We start from the raw sequence: 19,876 nt of genomic DNA on the forward strand, positions 1-19,876 counted from the left end.
GAGGTAAAATTTCAGTCATCAAATTAATCTCTATACAGGAGAGCACTATGCCAGCTTATAACGAATATACAAAAAAACATGTTTTAGCCCGTCGTACTGGTGCTGTTGCGCTAGGTGTTGTGGCATTTCCTGTTATGATTTTTCATCCTAAACGCGCACAATTTTATAGCTATATACACCGTGTATGGTCTAAAACAAGTGATAAACCCGTTTGGTTGGCAAAATCAGAAGTGGCACTAAATAGTCACAAATAACAGAATATTAAGATAACGCCTGCAAAAGTAGGCGTTATTCTTATCCCTCTTTAAGCACTTTTTTGGTGCTACCTTCTTGTTTTTCCTTATCTGTAAATAACCTTCAATTTTTACGTTACAATAAACAGTAATGAGTCATTTAAACGAAGGCGATTCATCTATTGCTATTTATCTTATTGTTAGATAAATAGTGGCATTCGTGATAACAGGGAAATAAATGAAATGAAGAATACTGATCTGGAATTAGTGATTAATGAGAAGTTAAGCATTGAAAACTTTCAAGATTATGCACCTAATGGACTTCAAGTCGAAGGACGCCCTCATATTCAAAAAATAGTAACGGGTGTAACGGCAAGCCAAGCATTACTTGATGAAGCTGTACGATTAAACGCGGATGCAATTTTAGTACACCACGGTTACTTTTGGAAAAATGAGCCTGTTGTTATTCGCTCAATGAAGCGTAATCGCTTAAAGACATTACTTTGTAATGACATTAATCTTTTTGGTTATCACTTGCCGTTAGATGCTCACCCAATCTTAGGTAACAACGCTCAGTTAGCGTTAAAAATGGGCGTTAAAGTTGAAGGTGAAATATTACCTTTGGTGCCTAAAGGTGTGTTTGATTTACCTTTAACACCTCTTGAATTAAAAGCACGTTTAGAAAAAGCATTACAACGCAATGTATTGCATTGTGGTGATAATGCACCTGAAACTATTCGTAATATTGCTTGGTGTACAGGCGGTGGACAGGGCTTTATTCAAGATGCAGCAGAGCAGGGTGTGGATGCTTTTGTGACTGGTGAAGTTTCGGAACAAACTATTCATATCGCAAGAGAAATGGGCGTTCATTTTTTTGCAGCAGGACATCATGCGACAGAGCGTTATGGTATTAAAGCATTAGGTGAATGGCTTGCTCAAACACATCACTTCGATGTGACATTTGTCGATATTGATAATCCAGCATAAGCCTATTTATTCTTATCCTATAAGCTATCTCTCTAATTAAAGAGAGATAGCTTTTTGCTTATTACTACTTATTACTACTTATTACTACTTATTATTACTCATTAAGCTGAATGGGTAATGGGCTTTGTAATTGTTGCAGATTATCGCATAGCCAAATTAACTGTAATAAAGCTTGTGGATCTCGTGTCGTTAATGTCAGATAACGAGCTAATTGGTTGGCAATTAATGTCATTCCTAAATCGTCAGCAGTATGCTTGCTTATCTCTAACTGCTCTTTTTGCATTTCAGAAAGCAATTCTCTCCCAGTACATGCTTGGGCTTCTAATACTGACAAAATAGGGCGACAGAATTTTTGTGCCAAGGTCGGCTCGCTGTGATGCATTGCTGTTTGTTGCTTACGTTTAGCCATATATTCTTGAATACGGCTAATAAACTCTGATTGTTTTTTCTTACGCGGAAATTGGTCAAAATCAAGATAAAATAGTTCAATGCCTTTTGTCGTTTTAAGCCAAATGGTCGTTGGCAATAAATCTATATTTAAATCACGTCGAACAGGTTGCACAGTGACTGCGACTATCTCTAATTCTCGTTTAGTGAGATAACGTAATTCTTCCAGATTATTTTGCATTGTTCCTTCCCAGTAAAGACGTAAGAAGGCTGAATTGTCATGATTATCTGAAACATCCCAAATAACACATTGCTCTATTTCATACCAAATTAATGGCTTATAGCTTTTGATATGTAAGACGAGAGGAGAAAGAAATCCTTCAGGTTGATTAGCAAAATAGTCTGGCAACTCTTGCCAATTGTTGATCCCTAATTCAGTTTGTAGGGTGCGATAATCCGTAATATCAAGAAAATCAGTTTGGTTTTGTGCAAAGCTTTCGCCAATAGTCGCCAGTTTTCCTTCATCAGAAATACGAGGCTCTTGTAATAAAAAAGGGCGACGCATTAATTTATCGGATGTTTGTTTCCATAACGATAAACTATTCCAAACACTATAACGGTTAAACAGAGTATCAAGTTGATTAGGGCGTGCTTGTGTCGCTTGTAAGAGCTGTTTCTCTTCTTTATCCCAGAAGGTAAAAGTTGCGCCTAATGCACCACTTTGTGCCGTCCACCAGTTTGCACCAACAGGAATAAGCGAGAGACTCATGTTTTTATCGTCATATTGACGACGAAGTTGTCCTCGTAACATTTTTAACTGTTCAGGTGTCGCATTGGTCAATTGGAATAGATAAGCTGAAATATGAGCTAACAAGCGCAAGACATTGCTTTCATCCATCGTGAAATGTCTTTCTGCCAATAGTTTGACTTGGGTGCTTAATGTTCGCAAATAAGACGCTAAACGAGGTAAACCTTCTGCTCGAGCCGACATATTCAACAAGTGCAACTGTGTGGCACTGCTTAAGCTGATATGTGATAGCCCTTGGCGCAACAAATCATAAATAAATTGTTCAACCGTCGTAATTAACGCGGACTCTTCTTCATTGAGAGGGCGCTTTGAAGATTGCACTGTGATTAAATCTTCAGGCCAACCCCATGGTTGAGCATGTTGTTCAAATATTTTAGCCACAATAGCGAGATGGAATGCTTTTTTCTGTGAGTCAGAAAAAGGCGATAACATGCCATCGTAACCACTACCTTGTAAGAAAATAACTGGCTCTTCAACATCAGGGAGTTTAATTTTTAACTGTGTTCCTGTGTCTTCTAAATTTAATGTTGTCGTTTCCCATTGCTCAACTAATTTAATCGCCACACGACAGGCGGGTTTCCCGGCTTTTTTGATTAATGCTTCCGGATCAAGCGCCAATAGCGTGGGTAACAGAGGGGCGATTTCGATAGGTTCAACAATGGCTTCTGAAGATGTTTCACCACTTTTATCGTCATTTGAATTATCAGCACTATTATTGGCTTGTAGCCATAAAACGGCCGCTAAAATGTGTTTACAACACCCTGATGCAGAACAATCACAACTGGCTTGTTGAATACCTGCTTCGTGTAAAACAACATTTTGCCCATCACTACTGAACTGCCCTGTATCAGCATCAGTGAGCGAAACTTTTTCGTTATCAACATCTTTTTTTGCGCGTCTTAATAATCCTGCATTAGCAAATACAGTGAGCGCATCTTCATCGTAATGAAAGTAAACAGTTTGCCAACTCATTGCATTACCTCTGCCAACCATTGTGCGAAATGTTCAGGTGTTAACGCTGCAACTTGCATGCCTCTGTCTGCAAGTTTTTGTGCAATCGCAGAGTCATAAACAGGTTGAGCCTCATCATCAAGAGCCGCAAGCCCTAATAATTTAACTTGTTGGCTATTAAGGCGCTGTGTGCAATCTAATAAGCGATTTAAGGAGCCACCTTCTTCAAAGTCACTAATAAGTGAAATAACCGTGCGTTTAGGATTTTTAACTAAGCTTTCGCAATATTGGATTGCACCTGCAATATCCGTACCGCCCCCTAATTGTACCGTCATTAAAACTTCAACGGGATCGTCTGCTAAGTGCGATAAATCGACAACTTGGGTATCAAAAACCACTAAAGAGACATTAACCGCCGGTAAAGAAGCTAAAATACTGGCGCAAACAGCGGCATACATAATTGAGCTAGACATTGACGCACTTTGGTCAACACAAAGAATGACATCCCACGGAAAATGCTGTTGCATCCGTGAGTTAAAATAAGGTGTTTCAATCACTAAGCGACGATTTTGGGTATCGTAATGTTTTAAGTTTGCAGCGATGGTTGCGCGCCAATCAAAGTTGCGACTGTTAGGCACCAAAGAGCGTCTAAAGCGATTACGACGTCCCGTTAATGATTGGCGAAAGTTATTGCGAATTTGGCGCAAAATATCATCAACCACTTGACGAATAATGGTTTTAACCGCATCTCGCGTTTCTTCACTCATTCGCCCACGTAAGCTTAATAATGTTTTAGCTAACGCTTTTGTTGGCTCCATTGCTTTTAACGTATTGGGATCTTTAAGAAAACTACTGATTTGATAACGCTCAATAGCTTGTGATTGCATTCGTTCAAATGTGCTATTAGGAAATAGCTTACGAGCTTGATTTAGCCAGTTTACCGCAGTAAGTTGCGATGCATCGAGTGATCCATGACGTCCTCGTTCTTGGCGAAGACCTCTGCGTTGATATTCTCGGCGATAGAGAAAGTCGAGCGTGCGCTCCACTTTTAAATCATCAGCATTAAAAGTCGCTTGTCCAAGAGCATCATCAGCATATTGACCTAAAATCAGACGCCAGCGTTTTGCTTGTTTTATTTTATCTTCAGGCATATCGTCATTATGCTGACTCATGAGCCGTATCTCCTTTCTCTATTTTCTTAGCATCAAACCAAGAAATCATGCCTTGTTCCATTATTCGCTGCTGTAATTTTTGATTGAGTTTAGTGGCTTCAAGCATCTGTTTAGCACTAAATTCTGACTGCCACAAAGATAACGCTTGCGTATCTAAACCAATATCATTGGCAATATATTGTGCAAGCTCTGCATTTTGTTTGGGATTAAGTTGGCTAAAGGCAAAACGCAGATCAGGTAAGATCTGAATAAATCGTTCTTCATCCCATTGTTGCAACAAGGTGTTTAAGTGATCGACTAATAACGGTAGGCGGATCACCAGCTCTGGTGCAGTTCGCATCATACCGACGAAATAACCAATGGCATGCTCGGGAGAACTGCCTGTACTAAAGGTTGTATTTAGCGCGGTCACCAACGTATTTTCGTCAATATATGAACCTAAATAACGTAATGCATCTACCGCACCTTTTAATAAAGGCACAGCATCTAATTGACCATCAAGGCGATTGAGTTGCTGATAGAAATCACTTTTATAATCATGCTGATTATTGAGTGATGGCATAAATTCAATCAATTCACGCAAAGAGAGCAGAGCTTGTAAATGGCTTTCTTGCTGTTGCTCATCACCTTGAGCCAGTTGTTCTAAACAAAAGAAAGCTTGTGGAATAACTTGATATAGGCGATTTTCAAGTGAAAGTTCATCAGTAATGTCAAGATATTGGCGACCCCGCCATAAATGGATCAGTTTATGCCCACATTGAGTGAGTGACTCAAGACGAAAATCTTGCTGAATATAGCTATCTAATAGTTTAAAAAGTGATGGTATGCGCTGGTGAAGCCCTATTAATGCCGCTTGGATTAATAACGTGACCGCACTCTGACTTGAACGGCTTTGCCCTTGTTCTTCGAGCTGTTTTTCCATTGATAACAGCTTATTTAGGGCGATGGCTTCAAGTTGAGAGCCTTTCTCTGATAATGAAATTAGCTCGCCTTCCACATTGGGTGTCCAAGCGTATTGCCACTCTTCAAATAGCAGATCTAATTGATGACCAGAAAGAAAATCAGGGCCATTAACACGGTGTGCAAAATGGATCTCTAAGAAGGCTAATAAGTGTAAAAAACGGCTTCTTAATCGGTGTTGCGGATTACGGTAAACATCACATTTAGTGGTTTTTGCTAATGTATCATCTAGCTTGAAGCGAAATGCTCTTGCGCGCTCATAAGTTTCATTGACTAAAGGCGGAGTTGCCGTACCTAATGGAATTTTACCTAAGAGATAGCCTGAAAAGCAGGTTTTAATTTCAGCCCATAATTCGCTTTGGCTATCATCTAAACTGCCCTTAATAAAGGCACTTTGTAAACCATCAAGCAAGTCATAGCGACCTGTACCTGCGTGATCTCTTAGTAATGCGAGGCGTAAACTTTGTTCAGCCGCGAGTTTTACGGCTAAATAGCTAGGGGGATTATCAAATTGTTTTTCTCTGATAGCCTGAGCTACCGAGCTTAGAAAAGCGATCCCCATTTTATTGCGATAAACTTGGGTTGGCTGTTTTGCCGCATCATTATGCTCTAATTTATCATGATGTTGTTGCATCAAACTTTGCCAAGCTTGTTGATAAAAGGCGGGTGATGGCATGCCTGAAGCATAGCCATTAAGTGCATCTAATCTGTCAAAACTATAGCGAATAAGCCAAGCTTGTTCTTTTTCACCCATTTTTTGCATTTTAGTGAATTGCTTTTGTTCTGTGCTAGAAATGGCGAAAGAGTGAGGTTGTGAATGCGCTAGACCTTCAATTAACGCAAGGGTATGAAATCCGCCCGTGACGATTAAAATCTTTGCATTCGGCTCTTGGTTTTTGATTGCCTGAATATGAGTGAGCATATGCGCTTCACGTTGTGAAGATCCCTCAGATTCAAGCACCTCAGGTTCATAATCAAGGCGCGCAAGTGCGCACCAAATAAAGGTGTCATTAAACAGTGTTTGCCAATCTGCTAAGGCTTCGATACTGCGTAATTCAAAAAGATGCTCCCAAACATCATCATGATCACGACAGTGGCATTTTTTGGCTAATTGCGCGATAAACTGACTATGTGCTAAATAACGTTCTTTTTGTAAGCTACGACTTTGTGAGTCGCTATACTCTTCGTTATTAATTTGTGCTGCCCAAGGTAAATCGATAAAACGTGTTTTGGCATTGATGCGCAAACCACCCCGTAAAGCTTGCCATTCAGGCGAATATTCACAAAATGGAAAATAGGCAGAGTGAAGTGATTTTTCTCGCTCTTCTTGGTTTCCATCATTATGCAAATACTCTGCTTGTCCCATAATCGCAACGGGAGGCAGGGTATCTTTATCTGTTAGGCTAGGAATAAGCGAATTAAAGGTATCTGGACCTTCAATTAAAATATAATCAGGTTTTACAGAATCAATTAATGATAAAACCGCATAAGCACAAGCAGGACTATGGTGGCGTATAGGGGCAAAATAGAGATGTTGTTGCTGTAACGACGTCCATTTCAGTCGTGCTTGGTCAATTCTTTCTGGCAAAGGTATTGAAGGTAGCGTCACCGTGTCGATCCCTTTTCTGGGTGAAAAGGCAGAGTGAGTTAACTCTGCCTTTAATAGGTAAATAACGTATTTTAATGTGTAGCCACGAGTCTTAGCGTTTTATTGCCAAAACTCTTTTGATGCATCAAAGAAAGCTTTCCACTCTTTACTATTTCTTGCTCTCTCTCTGGCTACGTTGTCCATGTAATAACGAATACGTTTGATATCATCAGCATTGTCTTTTAATACAACACCAATTAGTTGGCGGGCAATTGCACCCGCATTCATTACGCCATCACCTAAATAATGTGCTTCTAAAGCACAAGCATAAGCAATGTTCACGGCTTCTGCGGTTGACATAACCGCATCAGGTGTTTTGATATTGCCACCATCTTTCGTATTACCTGAACGCAACTCTTGGAATGTTGTGACCAGTAATTCCACAACATCTGCGGGTACAGTGACTTCATTTGCTAAAGAGCCTAATTCATTTTCAAGCTGTGATTGGATTAAGCTAATTTCAAATGCAGGATCACGAATAGGTTTCACGGTTTCAAAGTTAAAACGGCGCTTTAATGCAGCCGACATTTCATGAACACCGCGATCACGTAAGTTTGCTGTACCAATAAGGTTAAATCCCGGTTTTGCACTAATACGTGCACCATCACCCATTTCAGGGATCATCAATTGTTTCTCTGACATCAAGGAAACCAGCACATCCTGAATTTCAGGAGGGCAACGGGTTATCTCTTCAAAGCGAACAATTTTACCTTGCAACATACCTTGATAAAGTGGTGATCCCACTAAAGCGCGTTCTGTTGGGCCTTCTGCTAATAGCAATGCATAGTTCCAAGAATACTTAATATGATCTTCTGTTGTGCCGGCAGTGCCTTGGATAGTTAATCCTGAATCACCACTGATGGCAGCAGCAAAAAGCTCTGAGAGCATTGATTTTGCTGTACCAGGTTCACCAACCAGCATTAAACCTTGTTTACCCAATAATGTGACAATTGCACGATCAACCAATGCATCATCGCCGAAAAACTTAGGTGTGATGCCTAATGCATCATCACCTAAAATAAATTGGCGTACAGCACGAGGAGAGCGAAGCCATCCTTGTGGTTTAGGATTATTAGCATCAGCTTTTGTTAAACGCTCTAACTCTTGGGCAAATCGAACCTCAGCGCTTTCCCTAATTGCTTGTTGATCTGCGGGTGCTTTTTTAGCCATATTTTTTCCTAATTATCCCTATTCTTTACCAAGGTGTTTTCTTTTCCCATTCAGGATCAAATCCTGCACAAGCTTCAGCGACTTTTAGATAATCAGCATAGCTTTCTGCTAATAGAATGGGTGGTACATCTTTTAGCTCAACATTATTACGATCCCAGTAATCTTGCTGATTTTTTTCAAAGCTCAAATCAAATAAGACCGCTGGAATGTTTTCTTCTGGAACATAGCTACCACTGAAACCGATATTTACATAGTAGTTTAAACTAGAGAAGAATTTGTAATAGTGAGAGAACGAACCACCATCTTCAGCTGGTCCACGTTGATAGCCCATTTTGGTTAAAATGCCACGTAGTGTGAAGGTATCAGTGATCCAACCTTTTCTATCTTCAATCTCAGTCAGTTTTAGATCTAACTCAGGGATTTTATGTTCCATTTGTGAGAACAAGAATTTCACTTTGTAATCTTTGAAATGAGCCATCCATGCCTTACGTTCATCTTCATTAACCAATGCTGCGTGAGCAAGCTGGATCAACGAATCGTTTTGTAAAGTCACTTCATCATCTTCTAGATCAAGCAATGCACCGTCATCAGAAGGACGGAATGTATTGATAACCTTGCCATCTTTCACTTCTTGCCAAACCAGTTGTTCAATCAGTTTATGCATGATTGGGTGAGCTAAGATATATTCTTGCCAATCTGCGCTTAGCCACTGACGTTGAGCACACATGGCTTCATATAAACGCACACTTTGTAGCTCAATAACTTGTTTAAGTTCTTTTTTACTTGAAGTGAAGAGTTTTTTCGCTTCTTTGATAAGCTCTGCATCGTCATTTTTACGCGCAGCAGGTAAGGCTTTAACTTCTTTACCTTCAGGATTAAACAAGACCAGTTTTTGTTTTGCATCCATCTTCGCGGTAAAGATACGCTCACCATATTCCAGTACTAATGTACCAGTATCATCAAAGCCAGCGGTTGGAATGGTTCTATCTGCTAATTCATCTGCACTCCAGCCATTACGCTCAGCAATTTGCGTGACTAAATTACGCGCTTTTTCTTGTACAGACGCGGTGCGATAGCGACGTGATAATGAAAGAAGAAGCTGAATGATAATAGGATCATTGCTTGATGCTACCGCATCAATCATGGCTTCAATTTGTGCACGGCGCTGATAGTGATCACGCATATAGTTACGTAATACAGATACTGCAACATGGCCTTCAATACCGCAAACCAGGGCAAGCATACCTTTATCACTAATGGCAGAGCCTAAATAACGACGTAGCACCTCGTTTTTAATCTCTTCAATCACTTGCTCTAAAGTATAGGTTTCATATTTAGCATAATATTCAGGATAACGTTTAGCCCAATCTTTGTATTGCGTTAAGCGAGAAGGGGCATTTTTTCGCGCTTCTAACATCGCTTCTTCAAGTGTTGGTCCTTTAATATCCTGAGCCACGAAGGTATGCAGAATAAAGCTTGAAAGTTTATGTTGGCTATCGGTAGAAAGCAGTCCGATATAACGTTGTAATAACGCGTTTCCTCCTGGCATTTTTAGTTTTACTGCCAGAATAATCCACCAACGAATAATCGCTGGATCAACTGCTTTTTTGTTTTCCCACGTTAATGCAGGAATAGCATCAAAGTTAAACCAAGCGAGGCTTGCAGGTGCTTTGGCTTTAAGACCTTTTTCAGCTTCAGCTAATAGCGTTTTTGGTGATAAATAACTTGAGATATCTTCACCAAGTTCCTCTAACGCGGTTAATAAAGAGGCTCGTACTACTTCGCGTTTCTCTTTTTTCAATAAGGCATTCAATGCAGGTAATGATTCTGGATTTTTTAAACGTGCCAACCACTCAATAGCGGTAACGCGAATTTCTTGTTTCGCAGAAGATAAACCTTCTTGAGCACTTGTATGAATATTTGGTAGTGTCTCAAGTAAATTCTGCGCTGAAACGCGGTGCATTTTATTTTCACCCAATGCCAGCTCCATAATTCGAGGCACGAATTGTGCTGGAATGGTAGGGAAACGACCTAGTACTTTAATGCCTTGTGAAATTTCAAACTGGCGATAGCGACGCTCGCTTTGACTTGGCATTAAATTCAGCGCTTCAGCGATATAATCTGGATGTTGAGAGAAGAAAGGCCAAATTTGCTCTGGTCTACGGAAGCGTTTTAAACCATCTTCATAAGATTCTAAACATAATGCAGCAGTCAGGCGGGTTGCATTTTTAAAGTTGCAACGTTGCAGTACGTCTTCAAGATGGCGTAATTCAATATCACTAAACAAGCGTTCAGGAATTTCGCCATTAAAATAATGAGAGGAGAAGTGATCGGCATGTTGGCGATTATTCACTATCACACGTACAGCATGAAATAGAGTATATTCAGGTAAATTTAAAACACGATTTTTATGTTTAATGATTTGAATTTCATTTGATTGAATAGAGCCTTGTCCACTGTTCAGTTTATCTACTATTGCACGACACTGTTTTTCATCAATTTTAGATAAATCTTTTAAATGGCGTTGTGCCCAATTATAAGTGTGTTTAGCCGTTTTATTTTCTTCAATTTCACGTTCAGCATTTTCTTTGGCTTTGATCAATATCTCATTGAAGTTATTGACCATCATATCGCGAACGCTATCAGGTAATGGCGTGTCTTCTAATGGCGTAAAATCAGGAGTCTCAATGGCCTCTACGGTATTGGCATCTTCTGCAACATTAAAACGTAGTAGGGCGCTTTCAATACTTTTCATTACCGCTTTTGAGGTTTCATGTTTTAACGCTTCTTCTAGTACATCACGGTTTTCACCTTGGCGTGCAAATAAATCTGCTGCTTGAGTACGTTGTTTTGGCGTACCATTCATTAAAACATGGGTAAGATTTTGTTTAACAATTTCAGGCGGTAAGGTGACTAAAATTGGCTCTGCGGCTTTTTTAACGGTTTTTAAACTGCTGGTGGCAAGTAAAACGATAATATCGGCAAAGGTGTCGCGCAATACGGTATTCTTATTTAAGTAATTAATCAGTTCTACTAAGCCGTTAGCTGAAAGTTTTTCAATTAATTCTTTTCGGATAAATTCTTGATGCGTCATTAAATAATCAGAGAGATCATCTAATTCATAAATACGTTTAAGATTAGTGCCATAGTATTCAGAAATGTCTTTTCTATCAAACACAGCAAATAAGGCATTTTCACCCGCAATATTCGCTTCTTGTTCGACCATATTAGCAATAAATGCCATATTCCAATGTTTACGGTGTTCTAAGTTTAGATTACGCGCATTTTCATAGGTGTTATAAAATACGTCAATAAGCAGATAAAGCACCCAAGATGGCACTTCTTTGGTTGTTATTTTGATATTGATATCTTGGCAAGCCGCAGCCAGCACTTTTCCGTAACGAGCCACTTGTTCTGCTGAAAAGCCATCACCGACTTTAGAATAGAGTTTGTGTCGAGCATTTAGCCCTTGCGTGATAATTTTACTGTATTTTCCTGTATTTACGCCATGTGCATACCACCACTCTAACGTACCGGGTTTATCAAAGTAAACGGCCGCTTTTGAAGCATCCAGCTTATTTAATTCAAAAAGCACTTCAGGGTTTTCACCTGTAAGGACATAATTTAATGCACGTTTAGGTAATCCTTCATCGAATACAGCAAGTAATACGAGGGATTCTTGGAGGTGTTTTTCAGTAATTGCGACGTCTTTTTTCCCAAAAATTGGAAAAATGTCTAAGATTTTTTTTATCACGCCAGTTCCTTAAGCTATGTATGGATAAACAGTTTTTTTTACCATGAAATAGCAATGCGAACAATTTGATTATCACTATCATAAATAAAGATAAGAGGTGTTATTGGTTAAATTAATAGAGATAAACGCTAAAAAATTTAACTGAACTTTATTAATATTCAATTTAGCTTTATATAAATAGGTATATTAGGAAAAAGTGCTGAAAATGAAGAAATGAGAATAAAGGTGTTTTTTGTTGAATTTAAAAAGATTAAGAATTGTCTGTTTAGCAAAATAAGCGTTAACCCTTAGCTAAATTGATTAAAAATTAACAGTAAAAAACGAAACTTAATATTGCTAGAAAAAATTCCGTACCTTTTATTCAGTGCGGGATCAATTTATTATTTTGTCGTTTGACGAGAAAAAGAGAGTAACAATGAACCTAGACTACAAATCAGTAAAGTGATTGCTAAACTTTGACCCCATCCCGCAAGAGCAAGCCCGCCACCAATTAATAGATAGTAGAATAAACCTAATAATGCCCCCGCAGTGCCTAAACGATCTTTATATTGTGCTAATGCTGTGGCTAAAATATTTGGAATAGCAATGCCATAAGCCACAACACTGGCCATCATCGGAATAACAAAGCTAATGTGGTTACGTAATAAATAAACACCGACTGCACTTATCAATGCAATAAAACTCGCGAGTAATACTAATTTCTCACACTGCCAATGCTGGTTTAATAAGGCTTTATTAATATAAGAACCTATGCCCACACCTATTGCTAACACAATACCACTATAGCCAAAAGTACTTGCGCTATAACCTTGATTATCAAACATAAAAGGAGCCAATTGATAATAAGCAAATAGGCTGATATTAAAAAAGGCAATTAATAATACTGTTTTAGCAATTTGCTTATCCTTAAGCATGTTTATTGCAGTTTCTCCTAACGGTGCTGTTTTTACTGTTTTAGGGCGACTTTCAGGTAAAGCAAAAGTACTCCATAACAGTAAAATCATAGCGAGGAGGGCAAGGCCACTAAATACACCTTGGTAACCAGCATAACTCACTAATAATGAACCACTTAGCATCCCAATTGCTGGGCTTAGAGCGATAGCTGCCCCCATAACAGAGAAAACTTTAGCCAGTTCATCACCACTGTACACATCACGCATAATGGTTTGTGTGCCGACTGAGCCTACCGCAGCACCAAAAGCAGAGAGCATGCGCAGCCCAAGTAATACAGAAAAGTCATTGGTCATAAAAACGCCAAGGCAAGCAATAGCATAAATAAACAACCCAGCTAACATTGTCGGACGACGACCAATGACATCACATAATCGACCCCATATAATGACGCCCAATGCAAACGCAAAGAAATAGAGCGAAAGTGTTTGTCCAGCCTCGTTTGCACTGACATAAAAGCCGTTTGCAATATCAGTAAGTGCTGGGCTATAAATGGTTTCTGCAATTTGTGGAAACATCATTAACGCAATTGCTAACCATAAAGAGAGTTTTTTGTTCATCTTTTTTATCCTACATCCTTAAATCTTGATGAACAGAATACAGAGATAATGAATGTCTCGTTATATATATAAAGACATATTATATTTCAAATAGGACAAGTGATGGCTTGGCTTAATCAATACGACCACTTTGTGCCAGAAGAGCATCTTGCATCAGTCGTTGGTATTGCAGCAGAAATGGGAAAGCACGATTCAGGATTTCATTCTCATGATAGAGGGCAGTTATTATTTACGCAGTCAGGATGTATGCGAATTACTTTGGCCTCCCGCGTTTCTGTATTACCTCCCATGAGGATTGCGTGGATCCCCCCAAGAGTTGAGCATCGAGTCGAAATGTATGCCTCTGTTGGATATCGTTCAGTTTATATTAGTGAAGAATTTCATGATAATTTTCCAATTGAGAGTGAAATATTAACAATTTCACCTCTTTTACGAGAAATATTAGAGCGAATTTCCATTGCTGATTTTGATACTCAATGGGAAGAAGGGCGCTACGCTAATCTATTGGCAGTTTTCTTTGATGAAATCACTCAGGCACCGCGACAACCCAATCATTTATTTATGCCTAAAGATAGACGGCTAAGTCGTTTATCCTTTGATGATTTACCGCCAGCATTACAAGAAATGGCAAAGTTCGTAGGGGCGAGTGAAAAAACGATCACACGCTTATTTTACAAAGAAACAGGACTGAGCTATCAACAATGGCGCCAACAATGGCGGTTAATGAAAGCCATTGAGTTGTTAGCTACCCATCATCGCTATATTGATATTAGCCAGATATTAGGATTTGCCAGTGATAGTGCCTTTATTACCTTTTTTAAAAAAATGACAGGGCAAACTCCGCAAGAATATTTAAAAAGCTGATTAGATTTTGTTGATAATTTTAAAACATAAAGCCCCGATTTAAACGGGGCTTAGCAAGATAAATAATTAATAAAACTCAATTATTTCTTTTTAATTTCACTTTTGAAATCGCGCTCATCATAACCAGTATAAAGCTGACGAGGACGCGCAATTTTCAGACCATCTTCGTGCATTTCATTCCAGTGAGCAATCCAACCAATTGTACGTGCAATAGCAAAAATAACCGTAAACATATTGGATGGGATACCTAACGCTTTAAGGATAATACCAGAGTAGAAGTCAACGTTAGGGTACAGTTTTTTCTCAATAAAATACGGGTCGTTTAGGGCAATACGTTCTAATTCCATTGCCACTTCAAGTAAGCTGTCATTGAGGTTTAATTCTTTTAACACTTCATGACAGGTTTCACGCATTACTGTTGCACGAGGATCGTAGTTTTTGTAAACACGGTGACCAAAGCCCATTAAACGGAAGGAGTCATTTTTATCTTTTGCACGTTTAATAAATTCAGGAATGTGTTCAACCGTTTTGATCTCTTCCAGCATACGCAGACAAGCTTCGTTAGCACCACCGTGAGCTGGCCCCCAAAGTGACGCGATCCCTGCTGCGATACAGGCAAATGGATTTGCACCAGAAGAGCCCGCAGTACGTACAGTCGAGGTTGATGCATTTTGCTCGTGATCTGCGTGAAGGATGAAAATTCTATCCATTGCACGTTCAAGTACTGGATTAACAACATACTCTTCGCATGGTGTTGCAAACATCATATGCAAGAAGTTACCTGCATAGGAGAGGTCATTTTTTGGATAAACAAAAGGTTGGCCAATCGAGTATTTGTAACACATCGCTGCCACTGTTGGCATTTTTGATAGTAGGCGATAAGCCGTGATATCACGGTGAACTGGATTACTGACATCCAATGCATCGTGATAGAACGCAGCTAAAGCCCCTGTAACACCACACAGTACGGCCATTGGGTGTGAGTCACGACGGAACCCATTGAACAGTCGGGTGATTTGTTCATGGATCATGGTGTGACGAGTTACTGTGGTTTTAAATTTATCGTATTGCTCCTGTGTCGGTGCTTCACCGTACAGTAGGATATAACAGACTTCCAAGTATGTTGATTCAGTCGCTAATTGCCCGATAGGGAAACCACGGTGAAGTAAGATACCGTTATCACCATCAATAAAAGTGATTTTTGACTCACAAGAGGCGGTTGAGGTAAAGCCGGGATCATAGGTGTAATAACCTTTGGAGCCGAGAGTACGAATATCAATAACTTTGGAACCGAGTGTAGGGGATAGAACGTCCAAGTCTACAGATGTTTCAGCAATCGTTAGCTTAGCTTTGTTATCAGCCATTTATAATCTCCTTAGCGCTTATATGTCTCCTAACAATATCGAGGGTATCTTCATAAAGATGCACTTCGATAGTGAAACTATAGTTGATGTAAGGTACCCAGCCGAGTTTTATTTAGTGCCCGTAATGTCTAGGTCTATAGTGTGTCACTTATGTTAAGGAGCTTTTGATGTTATGTTTTTTTAGGTGCTTTTTTATGCAATGCACTTAGAATTAGTACTGCTATCACTTTTACATAAGTTTGAGGTTTCTGGAAGCGTGTTTGCGCACAAAAAAAACATAAACATTAAAATAATGCAGTGAATGTAATAAAAATGTTGTGTATGTGTCAAAAATGATAACCATTTTTGCATCGGATGTATTAAATAGTGATCCCTCTCACTGTTCGAGGCAAATGTCGGGCACACAAGTTGTGTGGTAATTGTAATAATTTTGTGAAGCACTTATACTGCGCGCAGGTCTCCGGAACCGTTGTTGTATGGAGAACCAGCGTAACGAATCCACACTTTTTGTAAAATAGACGGATTTAACATTTTACTTAAAATGTGCCTTTGTACCCCATTCGCTGTTTGATTTCCATCCAGGTCCGGAGGAAGGAAAAATTATAAAAGCTGTGTGGGCATAAATTGTGAAAAAACAAAGACCTGTCAATCTGGATTTACAGACGATACAGTTTCCACTCCCTGCTATCGCATCGATCTTACATCGTGTCTCTGGGGTTATCATGTTAGTCGCAGTTGGCATCTTACTGTGGTTACTTGGCACCTCTCTCTCCTCTCCTGAAGGTTTTCAGCAAGCTGCTGAAATTATGACTGGCTTCTTCGCGAAATTTATTTTGTGGGGCATCCTAACGGCATTGGCATATCACATTTGTGGTGGTATTCGTCATATGTTAATGGACTTCGGCTTTATTGATGAAACCTTGATTGTAGGTCGCAACTCAGCGGCTGCATCAATGGTTATTACAGTTATTTTATCAATATTGGCGGGGGTATTAGTATGGTAAGTAATTCTTCTACTTTAGGCCGTACTGGCATACAGGATTGGTTATTCCTTCGTGCCTCAGCCATTATTATCGTTTTATATGTTCTTTATCTTGTGGGATTTATTGCTACAACAGAAATAACCTATGAGGTATGGCGTGGGTTCTTTAGCTCATCCTTAACCAAAGTGTTCACCATCTTGACCCTGCTTTCTATTCTTATTCACGCGTGGATCGGAATGTGGCAAGTGTTAACGGACTATATTAAACCGCTGGCATTACGCCTGACTTTACAACTGATTATTGTTGTTGCGCTGTTGGTTTATCTTATTTATGGAACAATTGTGGTGTGGGGTGTGTAATGAATCTGCCAGTAAGAGAGTTTGATGCCGTTGTTATTGGTGCAGGTGGTGCTGGTATGCGTGCCGCTTTACAGATTTCTCAAATGGGTCTGTCTTGTGCACTGATTTCTAAAGTTTTTCCTACTCGTTCTCATACTGTTTCCGCTCAAGGTGGTATTACAGTTGCACTGGGTAATACCCATGAGGATAACTGGGAATGGCACATGTACGATACGGTAAAAGGTTCCGACTATATTGGTGACCAAGACGCTATCGAATATATGTGTAAAACCGGCCCTGAAGCAATTTTAGAGCTAGAACATATGGGACTCCCATTTTCTCGCCTAGATGATGGTCGTATTTATCAGCGTCCATTTGGTGGTCAGTCAAAAAACTTTGGTGGTGAACAAGCTGCACGTACAGCTGCTGCCGCTGACCGTACTGGGCACGCATTGTTGCATACCCTTTATCAGCAAAATTTAAAAAATCACACAACCATCTTTTCAGAGTGGTATTCACTGGATTTAGTGAAAAATCAAGATGGCGATATCGTTGGTTGTACTGCAATTTGCATCGAAACGGGTGAAGTCGTTTATTTCAAAGCAAACGCTACGATTTTAGCTACTGGCGGTGCAGGTCGTATTTACCAGTCAACCACAAATGCGCATATCAACACAGGTGATGGTGTGGGTATGGCTGTTCGCGCAGGTGTTCCTCTGCAAGATATGGAAATGTGGCAATTCCACCCAACGGGTATTGCGGGTGCGGGCGTATTAGTGACTGAAGGTTGTCGTGGTGAAGGCGGATATCTGTTAAATAAAGACGGTGAACGCTTTATGGAACGTTACGCACCGAACGCCAAAGACCTTGCCGGTCGCGATGTGGTTGCGCGTTCTATTATGATCGAAATTCGTGAAGGTCGTGGTTGTGATGGTCCTTGGGGTCCTCATGCGAAATTAAAACTCGATCATCTGGGTAAAGAAGTTCTTGAGTCTCGTTTACCAGGTATTCTTGATCTTTCTCGTACTTTCGCACACGTTGACCCAGTTAAAGAACCAATTCCTGTTATACCTACTTGTCACTATATGATGGGGGGTATTCCAACAAAAGTAACGGGTCAAGCTATTCGTGTGAACGAGAAGGGCGAAGATGTCGTTATTCCTGGATTGTTCGCAGTAGGTGAAATTGCTTGTGTATCTGTTCATGGTGCAAACCGCTTAGGTGGTAACTCACTGTTAGACCTCGTTGTATTTGGTCGTTCAGCAGGAGTTCACTTAAAAGAGTCACTGATGGAACAAGGTACAATGCGTGATGCGAGCGATTCTGATGTTGAAGCCGCATTAACTCGCTTAAATCGCTGGGAAAACAACCGCTCTGGTGAAGATCCAGTTGAAATCCGTAAAGCGCTGCAATCTTGTATGCAACATAACTTCTCGGTATTCCGTGAAGGCGATGCAATGGCAAAAGGCTTAGAAGAACTGAAAGTTATTCGTGAGCGCTTACAAAATGCACGACTGGATGATAATTCAAGTGAATTTAATACACAGCGTATTGAATGCTTAGAATTAGATAACCTGATGGAAACTGCTTATGCCACTGCGGTATCTGCAAACTTCCGTACAGAAAGCCGTGGAGCTCATAGCCGTTTCGATTTCCCAGAACGTGATGATGCGAACTGGTTATGCCATACATTATATCAACCGCAAACCGAAACAATGACACGACGTGAAGTCAATATGCAGCCAAAACTGCGTGAAGCCTTCCCACCAAAAGTGCGTACATATTAATTAGCGGTGTTATTGAAGTTGCGGAGACTTAAATATGAAACTTGAATTTTCGATTTATCGTTACAATCCCGACGTTGATAATGCGCCGCATATGCAAGATTACACCCTCGAAGTTCCTGAAGGGCGTGACATGATGCTGTTGGATGCATTAATTCAATTAAAGGAAAAAGATCCTACCTTATCGTTCCGTCGCTCTTGTCGTGAAGGTGTTTGCGGCTCTGATGGCGTGAACATGAATGGTAAAAATGGTTTGGCTTGTATCACACCTATTTCATCTTTACAGAAAGGAAGTAAGAAAATTGTGATCAGACCGTTACCCGGTTTACCAGTAATTCGTGATTTAATAGTGGATATGACTCAGTTCTATACACAGTATGAGAAAATTCGCCCGTATTTAATTAATAATGGCAAAAATCCTCCTGCTCGTGAGAACTTACAGTCACCAGAACAGCGTGAAAAGCTTGATGGACTTTATGATTGTATCCTTTGTGCTTGTTGTTCAACCTCTTGCCCGTCATTCTGGTGGAATCCAGATAAGTTTATCGGACCTGCTGGATTGTTAGCGGCTTATCGTTTCTTGATTGATAGTCGTGATACAGAAACTGAATCTCGTCTTGATGATCTTAACGATGCGTTCAGTGTGTTCCGTTGTCATGGCATCATGAACTGTGTCAGCGTATGTCCTAAAGGACTTAATCCAACAAAAGCGATTGGTCATATTAAGTCAATGTTGTTAAAACGTAGTGCATAAAATAATAACCGCCCTAAAATAGTTAGGGCGGTTAATGGAAAAACTAAATTAGACGTTTGCGGTAAAAATAGTAAGGCACCTTTAAACACTGAAGACAGTGCTTAAAGGTTCCTTGAGAGCTAAAGCTCCATATTTAAAGAACCTGCGAGATAGCGGGTCATAAGAGAACCTTGCAATCGACACCGTTTAATCACGGTATTAGTTATCC

At 39.9% G+C, this 19,876-nt stretch carries 14 protein-coding genes; 7 read left to right on the forward strand and 7 right to left on the reverse strand.

Translation table 11 applies throughout. The features are described 5' to 3' along the window. The first annotated feature begins 47 nt into the window (after positions 1-47). Both ACNART_RS06490 and ACNART_RS06495 read left to right on the forward strand, forming a co-directional pair. Entirely contained in the window at positions 48-254 is a 207-nt protein-coding gene (locus tag ACNART_RS06490; RefSeq protein WP_036912074.1) for a YbfA family protein, read from the forward strand. A gap of 222 nt (positions 255-476) precedes the next feature. Next, a complete protein-coding gene (locus ACNART_RS06495; protein ID WP_109373941.1) occupies positions 477-1,220 on the forward strand; it encodes a type 2 GTP cyclohydrolase I in 744 nt (247 codons plus the stop codon). Positions 1,221-1,314: 94 nt separating this feature from the next. Here ACNART_RS06495 and ACNART_RS06500 read toward each other — a convergent pair whose 3' ends face one another. The 6 genes from ACNART_RS06500 to ACNART_RS06525 form a co-directional block, all read right to left on the reverse strand. Further along, positions 1,315-3,387, reverse strand: coding sequence for an SWIM zinc finger family protein (locus ACNART_RS06500; protein WP_416303478.1), 2,073 nt, complete (start codon positions 3,385-3,387; stop codon positions 1,315-1,317). Next, a complete protein-coding gene (locus tag ACNART_RS06505) occupies positions 3,384-4,538 on the reverse strand; it encodes a VWA domain-containing protein (RefSeq protein ID WP_416303479.1) in 1,155 nt (384 codons plus the stop codon). The genes ACNART_RS06500 and ACNART_RS06505 overlap by 4 nt, the downstream gene beginning before the upstream one ends. Beyond that, the gene (locus ACNART_RS06510) at positions 4,525-7,107 is read right to left on the reverse strand and encodes a DUF5682 family protein (protein WP_416303480.1); all 2,583 of its coding nucleotides are present in this window, start codon (positions 7,105-7,107) and stop codon (positions 4,525-4,527) included. Before ACNART_RS06510 ends, ACNART_RS06505 begins: the two co-directional genes overlap by 14 nt. A 99-nt stretch (positions 7,108-7,206) precedes the next feature. Beyond that, entirely contained in the window at positions 7,207-8,316 is a 1,110-nt protein-coding gene (locus ACNART_RS06515) for an ATP-binding protein (RefSeq protein ID WP_100159446.1), read from the reverse strand. Positions 8,317-8,341: 25 nt separating this feature from the next. Then, positions 8,342-12,070 carry a DUF4132 domain-containing protein gene (locus ACNART_RS06520; RefSeq protein ID WP_368927198.1) on the reverse strand — a complete coding sequence of 1,243 codons (3,729 nt, stop codon included), beginning with the start codon at positions 12,068-12,070 and terminating at the stop codon, positions 8,342-8,344. A gap of 380 nt (positions 12,071-12,450) precedes the next feature. Then, on the reverse strand, positions 12,451-13,581 hold the full coding sequence (locus ACNART_RS06525; RefSeq protein ID WP_198620412.1) for a multidrug effflux MFS transporter: 1,131 nt from the start codon (positions 13,579-13,581) through the stop codon (positions 12,451-12,453). A gap of 102 nt (positions 13,582-13,683) precedes the next feature. Between ACNART_RS06525 and ACNART_RS06530 the strand changes: the two genes are divergently transcribed. After that, the gene (locus ACNART_RS06530; RefSeq protein WP_109373948.1) at positions 13,684-14,445 is read left to right on the forward strand and encodes an AraC family transcriptional regulator; all 762 of its coding nucleotides are present in this window, start codon (positions 13,684-13,686) and stop codon (positions 14,443-14,445) included. 80 nt (positions 14,446-14,525) lie between these two features. Here the strand turns inward: ACNART_RS06530 and ACNART_RS06535 are convergent, their stop codons facing one another. Then, positions 14,526-15,809 carry a citrate synthase gene (locus ACNART_RS06535; RefSeq protein ID WP_100159450.1) on the reverse strand — a complete coding sequence of 428 codons (1,284 nt, stop codon included), beginning with the start codon at positions 15,807-15,809 and terminating at the stop codon, positions 14,526-14,528. 623 nt (positions 15,810-16,432) lie between these two features. On the opposite strand from ACNART_RS06535, the gene sdhC reads away from it, so the two are divergent. Genes sdhC through ACNART_RS06555 form a run of 4 tightly spaced genes read left to right on the forward strand, consistent with a single transcriptional unit; the run spans position 16,433 to position 19,668 of the window. Beyond that, positions 16,433-16,813, forward strand: a complete 381-nt coding sequence (gene sdhC, locus ACNART_RS06540; protein ID WP_129586864.1) for a succinate dehydrogenase cytochrome b556 subunit — start codon at positions 16,433-16,435, stop codon at positions 16,811-16,813. Then, entirely contained in the window at positions 16,807-17,151 is a 345-nt protein-coding gene (gene sdhD / locus ACNART_RS06545) for a succinate dehydrogenase membrane anchor subunit (protein ID WP_006537664.1), read from the forward strand. The genes sdhC and sdhD overlap by 7 nt, the downstream gene beginning before the upstream one ends. Then, complete coding sequence (sdhA, locus tag ACNART_RS06550) at positions 17,151-18,917, forward strand: succinate dehydrogenase flavoprotein subunit (RefSeq protein WP_023581183.1); 1,767 nt, start codon at positions 17,151-17,153, stop codon at positions 18,915-18,917. The genes sdhD and sdhA overlap by 1 nt, the downstream gene beginning before the upstream one ends. Before the next feature lie 34 nt (positions 18,918-18,951). Then, positions 18,952-19,668, forward strand: coding sequence for a succinate dehydrogenase iron-sulfur subunit (locus tag ACNART_RS06555; RefSeq protein WP_006537662.1), 717 nt, complete (start codon positions 18,952-18,954; stop codon positions 19,666-19,668). The last annotated feature ends 208 nt before the right edge of the window (positions 19,669-19,876 follow it).

Source organism: Proteus sp. LHD240705 (assembly GCF_047921555.1).
Lineage (GTDB): Bacteria > Pseudomonadota > Gammaproteobacteria > Enterobacterales > Enterobacteriaceae > Proteus.